Source organism: Bacillus sp. MUM 13 (assembly GCF_001866725.1).
Classification (GTDB): Bacteria; Bacillota; Bacilli; order Bacillales; family DSM-1321; genus Peribacillus.
Genome location: NZ_MLYQ01000037.1, coordinates 1 through 16,311, shown reverse-complemented (window position 1 = coordinate 16,311; position 16,311 = coordinate 1). Strand labels below are relative to the sequence as shown.

Annotated in this window: 12 protein-coding genes and 2 pseudogenes; 10 read left to right on the top strand and 4 right to left on the bottom strand. The window is 36.3% G+C overall.

Going from position 1 to position 16,311, the window contains the following annotated elements:
- Nucleotides 1-258 precede the first annotated feature (258 nt).
- Nucleotides 259-700 (top strand): annotated as a pseudogene (locus BIV59_RS24040) (transposase); the annotation flags it as partial.
- Between the two features lie 424 nt (nucleotides 701-1,124).
- Here the strand turns inward: BIV59_RS24040 and BIV59_RS23635 are convergent.
- Nucleotides 1,125-1,253: pseudogene (locus tag BIV59_RS23635) on the bottom strand (hypothetical protein); the annotation flags it as partial.
- Between the two features lie 192 nt (nucleotides 1,254-1,445).
- Between BIV59_RS23635 and BIV59_RS11045 the strand changes: the two are divergent.
- The 5 genes from BIV59_RS11045 to BIV59_RS11025 all read left to right on the top strand — a co-directional run bounded on the left by BIV59_RS11045 (nucleotide 1,446) and on the right by BIV59_RS11025 (nucleotide 7,868).
- Nucleotides 1,446-2,030: a GNAT family N-acetyltransferase gene (locus BIV59_RS11045; protein ID WP_071351541.1), complete on the top strand. Its 585-nt coding sequence runs from the start codon at nucleotides 1,446-1,448 to the stop codon at nucleotides 2,028-2,030.
- 499 nt (nucleotides 2,031-2,529) lie between these two features.
- The gene (locus BIV59_RS11040) at nucleotides 2,530-2,910 is read left to right on the top strand and encodes a BlaI/MecI/CopY family transcriptional regulator (RefSeq protein WP_071351540.1); all 381 of its coding nucleotides are present in this window, start codon (nucleotides 2,530-2,532) and stop codon (nucleotides 2,908-2,910) included.
- A 17-nt stretch (nucleotides 2,911-2,927) separates the two neighbouring features.
- Nucleotides 2,928-4,679 (top strand): M56 family metallopeptidase, encoded by a 1,752-nt coding sequence (locus tag BIV59_RS11035; RefSeq protein WP_071351539.1) that lies wholly within the window; start codon nucleotides 2,928-2,930, stop codon nucleotides 4,677-4,679.
- Between the two features lie 216 nt (nucleotides 4,680-4,895).
- The gene (gene nagZ, locus BIV59_RS11030) at nucleotides 4,896-6,671 is read left to right on the top strand and encodes a beta-N-acetylhexosaminidase (protein ID WP_071351538.1); all 1,776 of its coding nucleotides are present in this window, start codon (nucleotides 4,896-4,898) and stop codon (nucleotides 6,669-6,671) included.
- A 390-nt stretch (nucleotides 6,672-7,061) separates the two neighbouring features.
- Complete coding sequence (locus BIV59_RS11025) at nucleotides 7,062-7,868, top strand: aldo/keto reductase family protein (RefSeq protein WP_071351537.1); 807 nt, start codon at nucleotides 7,062-7,064, stop codon at nucleotides 7,866-7,868.
- A gap of 236 nt (nucleotides 7,869-8,104) precedes the next feature.
- Here BIV59_RS11025 and BIV59_RS11020 read toward each other — a convergent pair whose 3' ends face one another.
- Complete coding sequence (locus tag BIV59_RS11020) at nucleotides 8,105-9,799, bottom strand: M3 family oligoendopeptidase (protein WP_071351536.1); 1,695 nt, start codon at nucleotides 9,797-9,799, stop codon at nucleotides 8,105-8,107.
- A gap of 448 nt (nucleotides 9,800-10,247) precedes the next feature.
- Here BIV59_RS11020 and BIV59_RS11015 point away from each other — a divergent pair, with 448 nt between their 5' ends.
- From BIV59_RS11015 to BIV59_RS11010, 3 genes are all read left to right on the top strand, one after another.
- Nucleotides 10,248-10,679, top strand: a complete 432-nt coding sequence (locus BIV59_RS11015) for an ASCH domain-containing protein (protein WP_071351535.1) — start codon at nucleotides 10,248-10,250, stop codon at nucleotides 10,677-10,679.
- Nucleotides 10,680-11,023: 344 nt separating this feature from the next.
- Complete coding sequence (locus BIV59_RS23630) at nucleotides 11,024-11,173, top strand: hypothetical protein (protein WP_170846135.1); 150 nt, start codon at nucleotides 11,024-11,026, stop codon at nucleotides 11,171-11,173.
- A 680-nt stretch (nucleotides 11,174-11,853) separates the two neighbouring features.
- Nucleotides 11,854-12,630 carry a hypothetical protein gene (locus BIV59_RS11010; RefSeq protein WP_071351534.1) on the top strand — a complete coding sequence of 259 codons (777 nt, stop codon included), beginning with the start codon at nucleotides 11,854-11,856 and terminating at the stop codon, nucleotides 12,628-12,630.
- 55 nt (nucleotides 12,631-12,685) lie between these two features.
- On the opposite strand, the gene BIV59_RS24410 is transcribed toward BIV59_RS11010, so the two are convergent.
- Entirely contained in the window at nucleotides 12,686-13,318 is a 633-nt protein-coding gene (locus BIV59_RS24410; RefSeq protein ID WP_071351533.1) for a CPBP family intramembrane glutamic endopeptidase, read from the bottom strand.
- 204 nt (nucleotides 13,319-13,522) lie between these two features.
- Here BIV59_RS24410 and BIV59_RS11000 point away from each other — a divergent pair, with 204 nt between their 5' ends.
- The gene (locus BIV59_RS11000; protein ID WP_071351532.1) at nucleotides 13,523-14,128 is read left to right on the top strand and encodes a hypothetical protein; all 606 of its coding nucleotides are present in this window, start codon (nucleotides 13,523-13,525) and stop codon (nucleotides 14,126-14,128) included.
- A gap of 555 nt (nucleotides 14,129-14,683) precedes the next feature.
- Here the strand turns inward: BIV59_RS11000 and BIV59_RS10990 are convergent.
- A complete protein-coding gene (locus BIV59_RS10990) occupies nucleotides 14,684-16,183 on the bottom strand; it encodes a malate:quinone oxidoreductase (protein ID WP_071351530.1) in 1,500 nt (499 codons plus the stop codon).
- Nucleotides 16,184-16,311: the final 128 nt, after the last annotated feature.

Below are 16,311 nucleotides of genomic sequence, written 5' to 3'. Positions count from 1 at the left end.
CGACCCCGGCCACCGGTATCAATTGGTCGAAACAAACGTTGAGTTAAAAGGATTCTTACAGAAATGTAGGAGTCCTTTTTTCTTTGTCTGCACACGATTTTCTCCGGAATCATCTGATTCATATAGGTTCTATAATAAGGTTCTATAATAAATGTTGGGGTTCCCGCACAATTTAAGTCCAAAAAAAATGCACGTAATCATCCAGTCTTTTATACTTGAGTTGACGAGAAACAAGTATAGATTGGAGATACGTGCATAATGAATTCTATCATAAAATTGCCTGGATTGGAAGATGTAGTGGTGACGAAAATGGGGGAAGCGGGAGAAAAGATTTGCATTCATGCTGAGATGCCTGTCCAACCCCATACCTGTCCCCCACCGAGAAAGTCCATGCTATCTATCGGATACAGAAAAACAAGCACTTAAAAATATTTGAACGACAGACGCTGCTCTTCTATCGAAGGCGCCGCTATTGCCTGCCAGTGCGGAAAGAAGTTTGCGCAAAGTGCCCCCTTTGTGAAACGGTATCAGAGCTTATCGATTGAGCTGAACCAGGCCATTAAGATCTACAGTATAAAGGGGAAGACCTTCGTACGGGGCTAAGGTCCAAGTGGTCGTCATGGATATGAGCTCCACATTCAAGGCAGCTGTTCAAGAGGCACTTGGAAAACCTGTCATTGTGGCCGACCGTTTTCACTATCATTATTTTCTGGTTCCTCATCATTATCTACCAATAAGGTTCATCTTACCACCCATCTTCAACAATTCTCCAACTTGTAGAACAAGGTAAATCGCTAAACTCCTGCATATCTGATAAGCGGTCATATCCATCAAAAACAATCTCATTGTTAGAATAGGGTAAAAAACCTGTTTAATATCCTTATTATAAGCAAAAAAGAAATTAACATATCCCAAGTTGATAGGTAGTCACTCTAAGATTTATTTATATCGTGAAATGTTGCAACCAAATCATAGTTATGATGTTCACAATGAAAATTTATCTCTTCATAAAAATCGAATAGATTGTCATTAGTGTACCTACAATATATGCAACCACTTTATCTCACTCATTATCCATTCTTAATTCCCCCTTTTCGATTTTACAACTGTAATATATCAAGTAATATTGCCAGGTCAAGAAGGCTGAGAGCATCTCGCATTCCGCCTTCTGCTGCCCTTGCGATAATGTACAGAGCCTGCTCGCTGCATTTCACACCTGTTTCCTCTATGATTTGCGACATGCGGCGAACAATTTCCTGCTGGAACAATAATGGCAAGCTATCTCAGAATTACAAAATAATAAATTGTCATAAAAAGAGAGGGGGATGACATGAGTGATAAGAAAAATTACGATAAAAACGCTTAATATTCTAATATGCTATAATAATTGGAGAAGTCTGAAAAAAGTTAAAATCTTATAAACTAATAAAACAGGAGTTGTTGGAATGAGTAATAACTACTTTTTAATGATTAAGCATAATCAAATGGAAGGGGAGAGAATCAAATTACGTCCGGTTTCACTTGATGATGTTGATGATATGTATGAGTATACATCTGATGAAGAAACTACACGTTACATTTATGACCAACATACAGATGTAAACCAAACGAAGAAAATGATAGCAAACTATTATATGAAAGAACCAATCGGTATGTATGCAATCGTGTTAAAAGAGAGCAACAAAATGATTGGCACATTTGAGTTTAGAATACATGAATGGAATAATAGTGGAGAACTGGGCTTTACATTGAATAGTCATTTTTGGGGTAAGGGCTACATGACGGAAGCAGGGAAATTAATACTTGAATTAGCCTTTCACACACTAGGTTTAGACCGAGTGTATGCGGGACATGATGTAAGGAATGATGCTTCAGGAAAAGTATTGAGCCGTTTAGGTATGACATATGAAGGCACTCTTCGTAGAGACCAAATGGTAAAAGGTGCCCTAACAGATACTGCACATTACTCTCTATTAAAAGAGGAATATTTAAATTCTGAAAAAAGAAAGAATAATAGGGTAATTAATTAGCTTATTGGATGTGGAATTTAAGTGAGAGCCTATCATTATGAACAATATAAAAAAGAGAACAACATTCTTTTGCTGAATCATACATTAATGATTCCAAAGACTTCTGATTAAAATTAATGGTTCAAAAATGTGATTTCTTAGAGGCGAGTTGGAAATAAGGTTTTTTTTGATTTTGAAATATTATACATAACTATCCAGGGCATTCCTTTCATATAAAGGGATGCTCTCTTCCTATTGAAGTAAAAGGCAGCGTTCCTGTAATACCTGAAAATGGAAAAGCGTCCTTTTATGAAGTAACTAAAATATACCCTATGGGCTTGAAGGGGATATTCTTAAGTACGTAGACAACACAATAAAACATTCATATAAAAATACCGAAAATATTTTCGGTATTTCTAGATTAATCCTTGCATTTTTCTAGGGAAAAATACTTGTTGACAATGTGATCCTACAAGTGTAGTCTGTGAGTAAGATTACATTTGTAGGATGGTGAAGTAAGATGAAGAAAGTGGATTGCAAAATATCTGATGCAGAGTGGATCATAATGAAGGTGTTATGGGAAGAAGCTCCATTAACCTCTGCGAAGATAATTGAGGCAGTAAGTTCTCATAAGAAATGGAGTCCAAAAACCATTCATTCGTTAATAAGCAGATTGGTGAAAAAAGGAGCTTTAGGTGTGAATAGGGAGATGGCTCATTATGAGTATTATCCTTTGGTAGATAAAAGAGATTGTATACTGGAAGAAACAAGGTCGTTTATCCAAAAGGTATACGATGGTTCTCTACACCTTATGCTCGCTAACTTTATAAAGGATGAGAAGATTTCGGAAAAGGAAATAGAAGAACTGCAAAAATTGCTTGATAAAAAAATTGACGAGTAAAGGGCAGGTATTGAAGCATGGTTTTATCTGCAGTATTTAAACAAGTCTTACTACTGTCATTTATGGGCAGTATTTTAGCATTAGGGATACTTGCCATTAAGGCTATTTTTAGACAAAGGCTTAGCGCAAGGCTTCATTATTATATTTGGATTATGCTTGTCCTCAGGCTCATACTGCCAATGGGCATTCAAAGTCATATAAGCTTGCTGAATTTAATTCCAAATGAGCAGAAGAAACTTGATACTCATTTTATAGCAGAGCAATATGTTCCTAACATCATATCAAACAGTACTTTTAAAACCGAAAATACACCGTCTAAAGAAGATAGCAAGGCAAAAGCTGATACGGGTATTAAAGGCACTATTTTTAATTATGATACTGCAGCAATGCTGTGGATAACAGGTGTTTCATCAGCTTTACTGTATATTCTATGCGTAAATATCTTGATGATGGCTAAGTTGAAAACGTGTTCAATTTGTGAAAGGGAAGACTTAATTGAAATTCTTGAAGCAGAAAAGTCAAGGCTTAAAGTAAATTCAAAAGTGAAAATTATTTATAGTAATTACTCGAAATCGCCTGCAGTTTACGGGATGATACGTCCAAAAATATTAATTCCAGAGGAGATTATAGACAAATTAACCCCGGAAGAGTTCAGGTTTGTGTTTAGCCATGAATTAACCCATATTAGGAACAAGGATTTAGCGGTAAACACCTTGCTTATGTTTGTTAAAGCAATATATTGGTTTAATCCTTTAATCTGGTATTCACTTAATCAGATAAAACAAGACTGTGAGATGGCTTGTGATGCAGCTGTCCTCAACACTTTAAAGACAGAAGAAGTCAAAAAATACGGTCAGACTATGATCAATATGCTTAGATTATTCTCGGAAAAAAGGGGGATTACTGGGACATTAGGATATGCAAGTAAATACAATAAAAGGAGAATTATTATGATTACACGATTTAAAAAAAGTTCGGCAATATGTGCAGTTTTAGCTGTACTTCTTACAATTATGGTAGGCTGCTCAAGCATCCTTAAACAAGAAGGCTCAGGAGATAGCCCAAATAACAGCAGCGGCACAAATAGTTCTGCTCCGTCAGTGGATAAATCTTCTCAAGATGAAGCAGCACAAAGCAATACAGCACAAGACAATGCAAGCCAAGCAGCACAAAGCAATACAGCACAAGACAATGCAAGCCAAGCAGCACAAAGCAATACAAGCCAAGCATCACAAAGCAATACAAGCCAAGCTTCAACATCGAATAACAATTCCGCTACCTCATCATCTCATGAGGGGAATCAGAGAAAGCTTCTAGCAAGTATCATGCAATTGGCAAAACAGGGTAAAATCATAAATTCGGAGTTTCCTGTTAAAACTACTGTTATAGAAGATGTAAAGAAAAAGCTTGGAAATCCGGATAAGGATGATTGGGTGCCTCGTGCTAAAGGAAATTATGCTGTATTTTCGAAATACAAGGTGGTATTTGGTTTCAACAAAGGGGAGCGTATTTTTGAGGCGAGATCCTTTGATAAGAATTTATCTGAATTATCACTTTCCATGGTGAAGAAAGTATATGGAACTCCGGCATATGATGTAAAAAGTAATGGTGAGGAAATTATAGGTTATGTTGCAAGTTCGGAATACAAGATTTTGTTAGTATTTCCTCAGCCTTCGAATAGCTATCAGAACCCGGTAATGGACCATTACTCCGTACTTTACCCTAAGGGTACCTTTAATATGTCAAACGATCCTGCAAGACAATGGTGATTAAATATGAAACCAAAAAATATCGACTATTATGAACAATTCCCGTTATAAGGTGCAAACATTATAATTAACAACTTAAATAGAGGATGAAATCATTATGATTTCATCCTCTTGCATTCGAGAAAAAATTGTGAAGGAAAAATCATTATTTTAACTGGAAAAACAACGTGAAAAAACCTTATAAAAACAAAAAAAGGCGGAAAGGGGAAGAGGTGTATGAAAAGACGAAGAAATTCTCGAAATAAACTATTTATTTTTACGGCTCTACTTTTAATAGTTGCGTTAATCATTGGCGTTTATTATGCAATCAAACTAATTCATAGCGAACAGGCGCCAGCTAAAGAGAGCCCAATTATAACTAATCCTTCCGGTAAAAAAATAGTGGATTTGAAGAAGGATCAGATTTCAAGTCTTGAGAAATTAGTAAAAGAAACTTTTTTCTTATCTAAGGAAGGGAAGGTTCCGAATATTCCCTTTATTTCTGGTAAAACAGAATGGAAGGCAGTAAACAAAGAGTGGGGAAAATCTGACCATATTTCGAAAACTGCTAAAGGCAGGTATGAGGAATACAAAAATCATCATTCTGCAATCGGCTATGCCGATCAGACTGTAAATGATATACGGTCATATGATTCCGAACTTCAAAATATCTCTTTAAATGAAATTAAGAAAACGGGTGGAGAACCCGATGCCATTCGATACTATAAGGATTCAACGCATGACCAAATAATCCTTGTCTATCATGAAAACACTTCTACTGATTTATTATGGGTTTTACCAGTAAAAACAGAACAGGAGCCAAATCCTAAAGTTGACCATATTTCACTCAATACACAGATTGAAAAGAAACCAAATCAACAAGCACAAGTTGAAAAAAAACCGAATCAACTAGAAAATCAAACCATTTCAGAAGTGATTTCTAAAATGAGCTTAGAAGATAAAATTGGGCAAATGATTCTTGCTGGGATTTCTGGGACTACAATGGATACAAACGCAAAAAAATTAATAAGCCAATTCCGTGTCGGAGGAATTATTTCTTACAAAAATAATTTTAAAACCGCTGCACAAGCCGTTCAACTTGTGAACCAACTGAAAGGTGGAGATAGTTCGAGTCTACCGCTTTTATTAGGCGTTGACCAAGAGGGGGGACGTGTGACAAGATTGCCGGGTGGACTTGTTAACTTTCCTCCAAATAAACAGATTGGACAGGTAAATAATCCCGAGTTTTCTTATAAAGTGGGAACACTTTTAGGGCATGAATTAAAAGAATTTGGTTTAAATCTCGATTTTGCACCTGTTCTTGATATTAACAGCAATCCAAATAATCCAATAATCGGGGATCGATCATTTGGGAACAATCCGGAAATCGTAAGTAAACTTGGGATTCAAACGATGAAAGGGATTCAGTCGCAAAACGTCATCCCTACAATTAAGCATTTTCCTGGACATGGAGATACATCGGTAGATTCCCACCTGGAACTCCCAATTGTAAATAAAAGCCTTAAGGAACTTAAAGAACTAGAGTTAATTCCGTTTGAACGTGCGATTGATCAAGGAGCAGATGTTGTGATGGTCGCCCATATCTTATTGCCTGAATTGGATAAAAACAATCCAGCATCCATGTCAAAAGTTGTCATGACGAATCTTCTTAGAAAAAAACTTAGTTTCAAGGGAGTCATCATAACGGATGATATGACAATGGGGGCCATTACGGAACATTTTAATATTGGCAAAGCAGCGGTAGAATCTGTAAAGGCAGGAAGCGATATTATTTTAGTAGGACATGGATATAATAATGTTGTAAAGATTACCTCCTCTTTAAAAACTGCTGTTGAAAATGGGAAAATTTCCGAACAAAGATTAAATGAAAGTATAGAAAGAATTATTCAGCTAAAAAGGAAATATAGCATTAATGATGCGAAAGTAGAAAATCCTAACATAAATGAAATAAATAACTCTATCAATAGTCTTCTGGATTATTATTTACAGTAATTACTAAATAGATTCGAGAATTAAATTACGTATTCCGTATTGGAGTGTACGGGAGAAAGAGATGTTGAAAAAATACTAGAAGCCTTGAGGCAAAATAAAAGATAAATGTGCTCTAGTTGAAAAGCTAACATTCGAAGATAAATAGAAAAAATAGGCTCGGTTCCACTAAAATAGGAACCGGGCTATTAAACCCACCAGCATATTTTGTTGCCACATACACTCTGCACATGTTGAGTGCTGTGCGTTGCTGGAATTGAGTAAATGATTAGCAGAGGTTTCCGATAATCTATAATGGATTCTCAGACTGTCATCTGCTTTAGTCATATTCATTGATTCTTTTTTCTATTAAAGGTAAGGTAAGTTAAGAAATACAGCATAGGAGGAATTAAGATGAAAAATTTAAAATTAAATAATGATGTTGAAATTCCAATTGTGGGCAGTGGCGCAAATACTTACGGTAAAGAGGGAAACCAATACTCAGGTGCCTTAAGAGGAGACACTCAAGAGATCGACTGGGCAATTGAAAGTGGCTACCGTCATTTTGACATTGCTCAAGTTTATAACAATGAAGAAGTTCTCGGAACAGGGTTACAAAAATCCTCTCTACCACGTGAAGATTTCTTTATCACTACAAAGTTAAATACATATGGAGGTTTCGGCGGTGCAGACTGGGTGCATGCTGAAATTGAAAAAAGTTTAGAGAAATTACAAACTGATTATATTGATTTATTCCTAATCCATTTCCCATGGGATAATAATGATGAAATTTTGGAGACTTGGAATATTTTAGAAGACTACTATAACCGCGGTGTGTTTAGAACAATAGGTGTTTCGAACTTTGAAAAAGAACATCTTGATTTAATTCTTGAAAATGGCAAAATTAAACCTGCTGTTAACCAGATTGAATCTCATATTGGAAAATGGAATGAAGAATTAATTGCTTATAATAAAGGTAATGATATCGCAACTGTAGCATGGTCTCCATTAGGCGGAATCGATGAAAATGCTAAGAAGGTTCTGGGAGAAATCGGTAACCAGTACGGAAAGACATACGCACAAGTTGTATTGCGTTACCAAATTGAGCGTGATGTTATCGTCATCCCTAAGTCTCATAATAAAGATCGCCAAGCACAAAGTTTAGATATTTTTGACTTTGAGCTAACAGCAAATGATCGTAAACGTATTGCCTCCCTTTAATTAAGACAGATTTTAGCATTTCATTTTCGGGGTTTTGGAAGAATCCTCTAAAATGAAATGTTTTTTTATTTATTGAGTTAGCAGCTTGGTTTTAGTCGGTAGTATGTGCACATTGAAAATAACAGATTGTAAAGAAAAAGGTACAACTGAAAAAAAAAACGCCAGTTGTACCTTTTTACGCGGAAAAATTTTAATTGTCCTCTACTAAGAACTGTAACCGTTCTCCCACTCTGTTACTAAATGTCTTGAATGACTTTTTCTAGAAATTCACCCATTCGCTTAACTGTTGGCTCTGTAAAATCAAATTGGACCCCAGTTTCTTTATAAATAGCTGCGATGGATTGATTGTAGTCTGCACCTGCACCTTTTTTAAAGGATTCGACTGCTTGCTCTGGGCTGTTCCGATAATTTTCAAGTATTTGCAGAGCACCAAGCATCGAAATGGAGTATTCAATATTATAGAAAGGTACTTGGAAATAATGAAGGGTGCCTGCCCAGCTCATCCCAATTTCATCCTCAAGCCCAGAAGTATCGACAGGATTTAAGCCATAGCGTTTTGAGATTTCAAAGAATTTTTCATCACGCTCTTTGGCAGTATGTTGAGGATTCGTATACATCCAATGCTGGAAGAGGTCCTGTGACAAAGGGCCAAATAACATTGTAAATGCCCGCCTCAACTCTTCACGCTGTGCGCTCTTAAAATCTTCTTCTTCTGGATAAAAACGATCTAGCTTGTCCAATAAAAGCAATTCCATCCCATGAGAATACAGTTCACCAACTTCCATTCGACGCTGGTAGCTTACAATAGGGCCGTGCTCAGAAAACTCGAGGTACTCATTCACCGCATGGCCCATTTCATGAATTAATGCGATAAGTGAGAAAAAGGATGGACTAAAGTTCGCAAAAACAAAGGTATCCTCTGAAACTGGTAAGGAGGTACAGAAACCACCTGGGCTTTTTCCTTTCCGATCTCCAAGATCTAGTAACCCATGCTCTCTCATGTAATCGAAACGGTCTGCAAAATATGGGTCAGTCTTTCCTAACATCTCAGAAACGCCATCCATAAGAGTAGACACCTCGGAATATGGTGAATTTTTCATCAATTTGGCAGTGTTATCCCATGGGCGATAGGTATCGACACCAAGCTTGGCCTTAAAGACATCTGCGAGTCGATTCCAAGCTGGAATAATATGTTTCTCTACATTATCATGAAAGTCATAACAATCCTGGATACTGTACTCACGATTTTTGGCCACGAATATATAATCACGATAATTTTCAAAGCCCGCATTTAAAGCAATTTGATGGCGTAGTTGAATGAGCTCGTCCATGATCGCGTCCATATCGGGCTTAATTTGACGATGGGCTGACATCATTGCGTAATATGCCTTTTCTCGCACGGCTCTGTCTAAATGATCGAGTTGGGATTGGATAAACGGAAAAGGCTTTTCCTCCCCCTCCCATTCAACTGTTAGCCCCCCCATAATCTCACTATACTTAGTGCAAAGCTCTTGTTCTTTTACAAATAATGGGATGTTTTCTTCTCTGAACAGTTTAACTTTAGACTCACGAACGCGTCGCATTAAGCCGTAACGGTTTTCATCTAATTGATGTATATAAGGAGAATCACAACATTTCTCATTCAGTTTTGCTTCATATTTCATTAATAGTGGTTGGATGACTTGCTGATCGTGAAGATAAGTTGACTTGATGTCAGCATCCTCTGTGTTTCGATAGAAGTCGACTTCGTGACCTGTCATTACCTCCGAGATGTTATTCATTAAATCCTTTTCATCTTTCAGCCAATTTTTTAGGTCAGATACGGATTCAATAGGAGTATCAAGTAAAGTTCGAATTTGAGCTTCGAACCCTTCTACATCTTGAAAATCAATTAATTCTTTATAATATTTATGACATACATCTTGTGTCATGGATAACTCTCCTTCTAAATTGAATTTTTATAATTATCTAAATAATAATATAGTTTTCTAGTGATTAAATCTAGCTTTTTCAAAAGGATCAGCAAAGGATCCTTTAATGGAAGATGATATCATCTGCTTTTTTAAACGGGATAAAGCTAAGTACCATATTGTATTTCAAAGTATAGAAGAAAGATTTGTATACAGGAAATTAAGAGGCGATATAGGTGCCATATTAAGAAGGAAGGTTATGTGATATAAAGGATGTAGAAATTATTGAAGCGTATACAATGCCAGACTATATACAAGTGAGTTTAAATACACCCAAAAAGGTCCGTATCGTCTGTCTTTTTTATGGCAAAAAAGAACATTAAATCTAGATACAGTCTATATTATCCCTATTAAAGGGAACTATATAAGCAATTAACTTAATGATGTAAGGAGCAGGGGGGGATTAATAATGAAAGTATTGTCGATGATCCAGCCTTGGGCAAGCTTATTTGTCCTTAGGGAAGCCGAATATGAAACAAGGACTTGGAGAACGCATTATCGGGGTCCTCTTGCTATTCATACAAGCAAAAAAGTGGATAAGCACGCCTGTAGAATGGATGGAGTTGCCGAGCTGCTGGCTAAGCATGGGTATACAGAAGATAACCTGCCGACGGGAATGATAATTGGAGTCTGCAAGCTGAAAAACTGTTTGAAAGTAGAAGAAAACAATGGAAACTGGGCGGTCTTAGAAGATAGTCGGGTTATTTCAGGGAACGATTTGTTTTTAGGGGATTACAGAGTTGGCGGCTATGCCTGGGAAATTGAAGACATGCGGATGCTCGATGAATATATTCCTGCAAAAGGGCAGCTTGGGCTGTGGGAGTTTAGCGGAAAGATATAAGTATAAAACCATAGTAGCACTGAATTGGGAAATTCCATGCTGGTGGTTTTAGTTACGTTGGATGTGAGAAGCTTAAAAGAGGGCGGATGCTCCTGTCATATGTTGTGTATGACTGAGTTTTCCGCTATTTTGGAATGCCAGAAGAAATTGTCTATGATCAGATATCCTAATTTACTGAGGAGAAAATGCATGCATCTTAACCTTTACAAACGTTTACTAAGTTTTAATGATTTTACTGATATATGCAAGTTAGCAGTACAGTAATAAGGTTTATTTCAGAAAAATAAGGTATATTATATTTATTGAATAGATTCTCTTTAAGATAAGAAAAGTAGGTGAACAAATTGGGGAAGTATCAATTGGATGCCAAAGGCCAGGCAGTTGTGACAAAGTATCATGAAAAACAGAAGCCTGTTAAATTTGATAAAAAGCAGCAAATTGAAAGAATACGTGCGGAGTATTTGAAAAAGAAGCAAAAACAAACAGATAAATAATATGAATGAAAACATAGGAATGCTAACATTTCCCTATGTTTTTTTTATTTTGGCAAACCAGGCCATGATGCACGATACGTATCATCTTGGTCAAATTGTTCTGTTAAAGCTGCAATTCTCTTGGAGTGTAAGCTGCAAGACTCCTGTGGGATTAGCGGGAAGCTGAGGGTGCTCACCGCCCGCCCCAAGGAAAGTGAGCATCCTGGAGCGGAAATCAACCCCCTTGTTTACGAAAACAGCCAAAATGAATCACAGCAGGCTCGTTTGAACAAATAAATGAATTTATAGCTCATTTCGACTAGGCTAATACATATTGAAAATAGTAGATCCAAATTATATCTTGTCCTAATAAAAACAATAGGGAAAATGCGGAAAATTTTTAGTGATTTAAGAGGATTTTTGGTTATTTTGTCTAATTATGTATCATAAATAGCAGCTATATATTGAACTTGATTTATCTGAGGCTTACATCAGTTTGGTGATTGGTACAAATAAATTACTTTGACAGGAGTTATTTTTCTGTTTATTTAAAGTATCTGGATCGGCCACATTGCTTTTAATGATAGCCGGGGAGGAGATTATCTCTGACCAGTTCATGCAGTAAAAGCAGAGTTATTTATCTTACGGTAAACGGACCAAAAACATTAAAATATCCATATTAATATTGAGGATGGGATGGCATGAATTTCAGGTCCGTACTTTTGCTTTTATTCGTATTTTTACTAATTGGAGTTGTTGCAGGCTGTGAGAAAGATAAACCTGCTGAAAGTAAACAACTTAAATCTTTTGAACATAAACAACTTACAGAACGTAAAAAAGTAAAGCAAATAATAATACATGAAGCACCTGAAAATTCAACTTCCCCTTTAAATGCGCTGCTTCATCAATACGAAGTTGATTTTGAAGATGGAGTGAAGAAATTCCCTGATGCTAACTCAATAATCTCTGAAGTCATATTCAACAAAAAGAGTATCGTTACTATTCATTCACCTAAAGGGAAAAATGAGTATGCTGTTTTTTTGTATAGTTTTGAAGATAACTGGGGCATTGATGGCATCTTAGAATTAGGGTTATACAAGGAAAATACCGTTACCGATAAAGAAGGGTTAGCATTACCAATGGAAAAATTCAGCGCCAACGATTTAAGTGCTGAAGAGTTAGGTCTTAAAAATAATAAAGCAGATATGTGGGCATTTGCTGATAAAGAAAATATTATTACAATTACTCGATTCGATAGCTTCCCATTTGATGAAAGATATAAAACCAAAACGATTAACTTGAAAAATGGAAGTAAAGCCTATATTTCTAAGGACAGTTTTAAAAATAAATTATTATATTATTTTGATTCTGAAAAACTAATTGTACTTTCAGGAAACATAGATGAAGAGAAGCTTATCAATCTTGCAAATTCACTACCTCCATCTAACTCATATGGCTTTCCTGCTGCAAAAAACTAAGCCATGTATAAAAAATAATGGAACCCTATATATAGGTTTTCCCTCATACGTTAAACTAAAAATAAAGAAATAATTTCACCATATACAAATTCCAAAGTGAATGTGATATTACTGATGGTATCAAAGATTTAGTCTTATAAGTTGTTATAGATAAAAGTACGCCAGAAACAAGAGTGATTATCCAATACATTGGATGAAATAGTGCAAACAGAATGGAAGATATCGAAATTGCCCAAACAGGCTTTGTGAATTTTAATAAGAAGAATAGCAAAACACCCCGGAAGAACACTTCCTCCCATATCGGAGCCAGAAAGACTGCATCCACTATTCCGCCAATACTTTCCCCTTTTAAAAGTCCGTGTTTATAATAGAAAATGAAGGTTTCATCCAGCAATATCCCATAATGAACACATAACAATAACAGCAAGTAAGGTATGGTCAAAGTAGTCAAAATATAAATATAAAATGATGGTCTTTTTATAAATTTGGTGTTAATTAGCGGAGTGATAATTTGTCTGGTTCCGCTAAAGCTGAATGTGAATATTAAAAATACTATTAACCATATCAAAGTTTCATAGTCTCCAAGTTTGGGACTTATATAAGAAAGGTTGTTAATCAGATAACCGAAAATAATTAGTATTAATATGTACGATATGGATTTAATTTTTACTTTTGTTTCCTCCTTCATTCTAATATTTTTCTTATTTAGCATATTTTAATGGGTAATTATTACAACTCAATTTTATCATAGGCAGCATTCGTTGAGAACAGACAACTTACAATAATCAGCTTGCTTCAATTTGTATCGTCATTGCGATGCCAGATTTACAACACCCTGATTATTAGACTAACAAGAAACATTAAATAGACTTTGTAAAGAGGTGGCAATAATATGCTGTTTCATTATCACTTTTGGACTCCTTATGTGGAAGAAACAGAAGCTTTTTATGCAAATAATGGTTTTCGTATTTCTCAGCGTATAGGAAAATACGAGGGGGATTTTCAAACATTTAATCCGCCATTAACATGGGATGATTTTCGGGAGAAAAAAATATTATTTCGTATTATAGAAGCTAGAAAAGGTAGTATAAATATAACTTTTGGATATGGAAAGAAAATCATGTTTGACCATATTGGTTTTTTAGTGTCAGATAATGAACAAAACCTAATATGCCAAAATGCAGAAAAAATGGCATGGGAAGTCAACAGAGGTGAACGAAGAAGCTTTATTGCCACACCCTATGGTTTTAGGGTAGAGCTTCAAGTTAACACAGATACGGTAGACGATCTGATGGCTAACATTAAAATAAAAGAATTAAAGCTCGGAACCCGAATGGAAGGATTAGAAGTCGATCTTTCAAACTTATTTGGCAAACCAGTTGAAAATATTATTTCAGAATTTGGTCATACAGTTACGATTAAAGAAGCAGTATTCGAAGGTATCCTTTCTTCAAATATTATTGATCCAAATGGAGTTAGAATTTTAACTAATATTTAGTAATATAGCTTTTTAAGATTTGTAGGATAAGCGAAATTTCACTTTAAAAACCACACTATCGTCAATTCCTTAAAACTAATTAATTTCAACCGGAGTTTAAAGACAGTGGAGAAGTCGTTGATCTGTATGAAGATGAAATGTTTAATACATATCGGTTCAGGCTGACAGCCGGGATTAGGCATTTGGAAAAGTTTATACACAATAGCACTTACTTTATCTCCATAGCAAAAGGAGCATCCGGAAGTTGGATGCTCCCATATAATAAGTGCGCTCAAGCAAGGCATGTAATTTCCCCTTTCACATCAGCCCTGCTGCTTGAGTTAATATGAAAGGAGAAGTATGTCTATGTTTGACAGCGATTTCATTGCTGTCTTAGCTTATTACTCTTGATTCATTCATTAGTGACTTTAGTTACACTGGTTCTTAATGAATAAAGTGGCTGTGCAATCTAACAGAGTTACTCATTCAGAGTTACTCATTCAATTTACACCATTTCAGGGATGAAACCGGTTGCTAAAATACTTATCGATAGCCATTGTTTCAGCTTACAGAGAATCAGGTGTAAACTCGCTCTTTTTCGTTCAGGTCAAGTGTCTTTGCTGTTAAAGCGTGAATTTCGTCCAGAAGGTCGGGATTTTCCATTAGTGACAAACCATAGGAAGGGATCATTTCTTTGATTTTTGTTTCCCATGTGTTCATATGCTGAGGGAAGCATTTATTAATGATATCAAGCATGACGTGAACAGCAGTAGAAGCACCTGGAGAAGCACCCAGTAATGCTGCAATCGAGCCATCTGCTGCAGTGATAACCTCTGTCCCGAATTGAAGTGTTCCTTTGCCTTCAGCAGTATCTTTGATAACCTGTACGCGCTGTCCGGCTACTACTAAATCCCAATCCTCGCTTTTAGCATTAGGTATAAATTCCCGCAATTCTTCCATACGCTGTTCTTTTGTCAACATTACTTGCTGGATCAGGTATTTTGTCAATGACATCTCTTTTGCCCCAGCTGCGAGCATAGTCAGGACATTATTCGGTTTTACGGAAGTTACTAAATCAAACATAGATCCAGTTTTTAAGAACTTTGGCGAGAAGCCGGCAAACGGTCCAAATAGCAGCGACTTTTTATTGTCGATGAATCTTGTGTCAAGATGCGGAACAGACATTGGAGGAGCACCCAGCTTAGCTTTTCCGTATACTTTTGCATGGTGCTGCGCGATAACTTCCGGATTTTTGCATACCATGAATATCCCGCTTACAGGGAATCCGCCAATATGTTTTCCTTCAGGAATACCGGATTTTTGCAGTAAATGCAGGCTTCCGCCGCCGCCGCCGATAAAGACGAATTTAGCAGTATGGTATTCTGCACTGCCGTTATCGACATTCCGCACCTTTAACTTCCATGAGCCATCACTAGTACGATTAATGTTTTCAACACTATTTTTATATTTGATATCTACATTTTTACTCTTTAGATGGTCAAACAGCATCTTTGTCAGGGCACCAAAATTTACGTCTGTGCCGGAATCGATTTTAGTCGCCGCGATAGGCTCATCCGATGTACGGTTTTGCATGATAAGCGGAATCCATTCTGTCAGCTTTGCCGGGTTATCGGAAAATTCCATTCCCTTAAATAAAGGATTGCTTAAAAGAGCTTTAAAACGCTTCTTTAAAAACTCTACGTCTTTTTCCCCTTGTACCATGCTCATATGAGGTAATGGCATAATAAAGTCCTGAGGATTTTTAATAAGCTTGTTTTTTACAAGATAAGACCAAAATTGCATGGAAACTTGGAACTGTTCATTAATATTAATAGCTTTGCTAATATCTATTGAACCATCTGGCTTTTCAACTGTATAGTTAAGCTCACACAGTGCCGCATGCCCTGTTCCCGCATTGTTCCATTCGTTAGAGCTTTCCTTTCCTGCGTTTTCGAGCTTCTCAAATACTTTGATTTCCCATTCCGGTATTAATTCTTTCAAGAGTGTACCTAAAGTCGCACTCATGATACCGGCGCCAATTAAGATGACGTCTGTTTTAGTTTCTTTGCTGCTCATTGTAGCCCCTCCTTCTCCCTAATATTTGCCGAAAGGATGCCGCGCTTTTGCTTAGCCGTCAAACCAAGACAATGCGCTGCCTGGTCCACTTATCCAGTCTCAATTATTAGTATATTACAATTATTTAT

Bases quoted from the DNA above. Each gene is read 5' to 3' on its own strand.
- BIV59_RS11045 (WP_071351541.1), top strand. From the start codon at position 1,446: ATGAGTAATAACTACTTTTTAATGATTAAGCATAATCAAATGGAAGGG.
- BIV59_RS11040 (WP_071351540.1), top strand. From the start codon at position 2,530: ATGAAGAAAGTGGATTGCAAAATATCTGATGCAGAGTGGATCATAATG.
- BIV59_RS11035 (WP_071351539.1), top strand. From the start codon at position 2,928: ATGGTTTTATCTGCAGTATTTAAACAAGTCTTACTACTGTCATTTATG.
- nagZ (WP_071351538.1), top strand. From the start codon at position 4,896: ATGAAAAGACGAAGAAATTCTCGAAATAAACTATTTATTTTTACGGCT.
- BIV59_RS11025 (WP_071351537.1), top strand. From the start codon at position 7,062: ATGAAAAATTTAAAATTAAATAATGATGTTGAAATTCCAATTGTGGGC.
- BIV59_RS11020 (WP_071351536.1), bottom strand. From the start codon at position 9,799: ATGACACAAGATGTATGTCATAAATATTATAAAGAATTAATTGATTTT.
- BIV59_RS11015 (WP_071351535.1), top strand. From the start codon at position 10,248: ATGAAAGTATTGTCGATGATCCAGCCTTGGGCAAGCTTATTTGTCCTT.
- BIV59_RS11010 (WP_071351534.1), top strand. From the start codon at position 11,854: ATGAATTTCAGGTCCGTACTTTTGCTTTTATTCGTATTTTTACTAATT.
- BIV59_RS24410 (WP_071351533.1), bottom strand. From the start codon at position 13,318: ATGAAGGAGGAAACAAAAGTAAAAATTAAATCCATATCGTACATATTA.
- BIV59_RS11000 (WP_071351532.1), top strand. From the start codon at position 13,523: ATGCTGTTTCATTATCACTTTTGGACTCCTTATGTGGAAGAAACAGAA.
- BIV59_RS10990 (WP_071351530.1), bottom strand. From the start codon at position 16,183: ATGAGCAGCAAAGAAACTAAAACAGACGTCATCTTAATTGGCGCCGGT.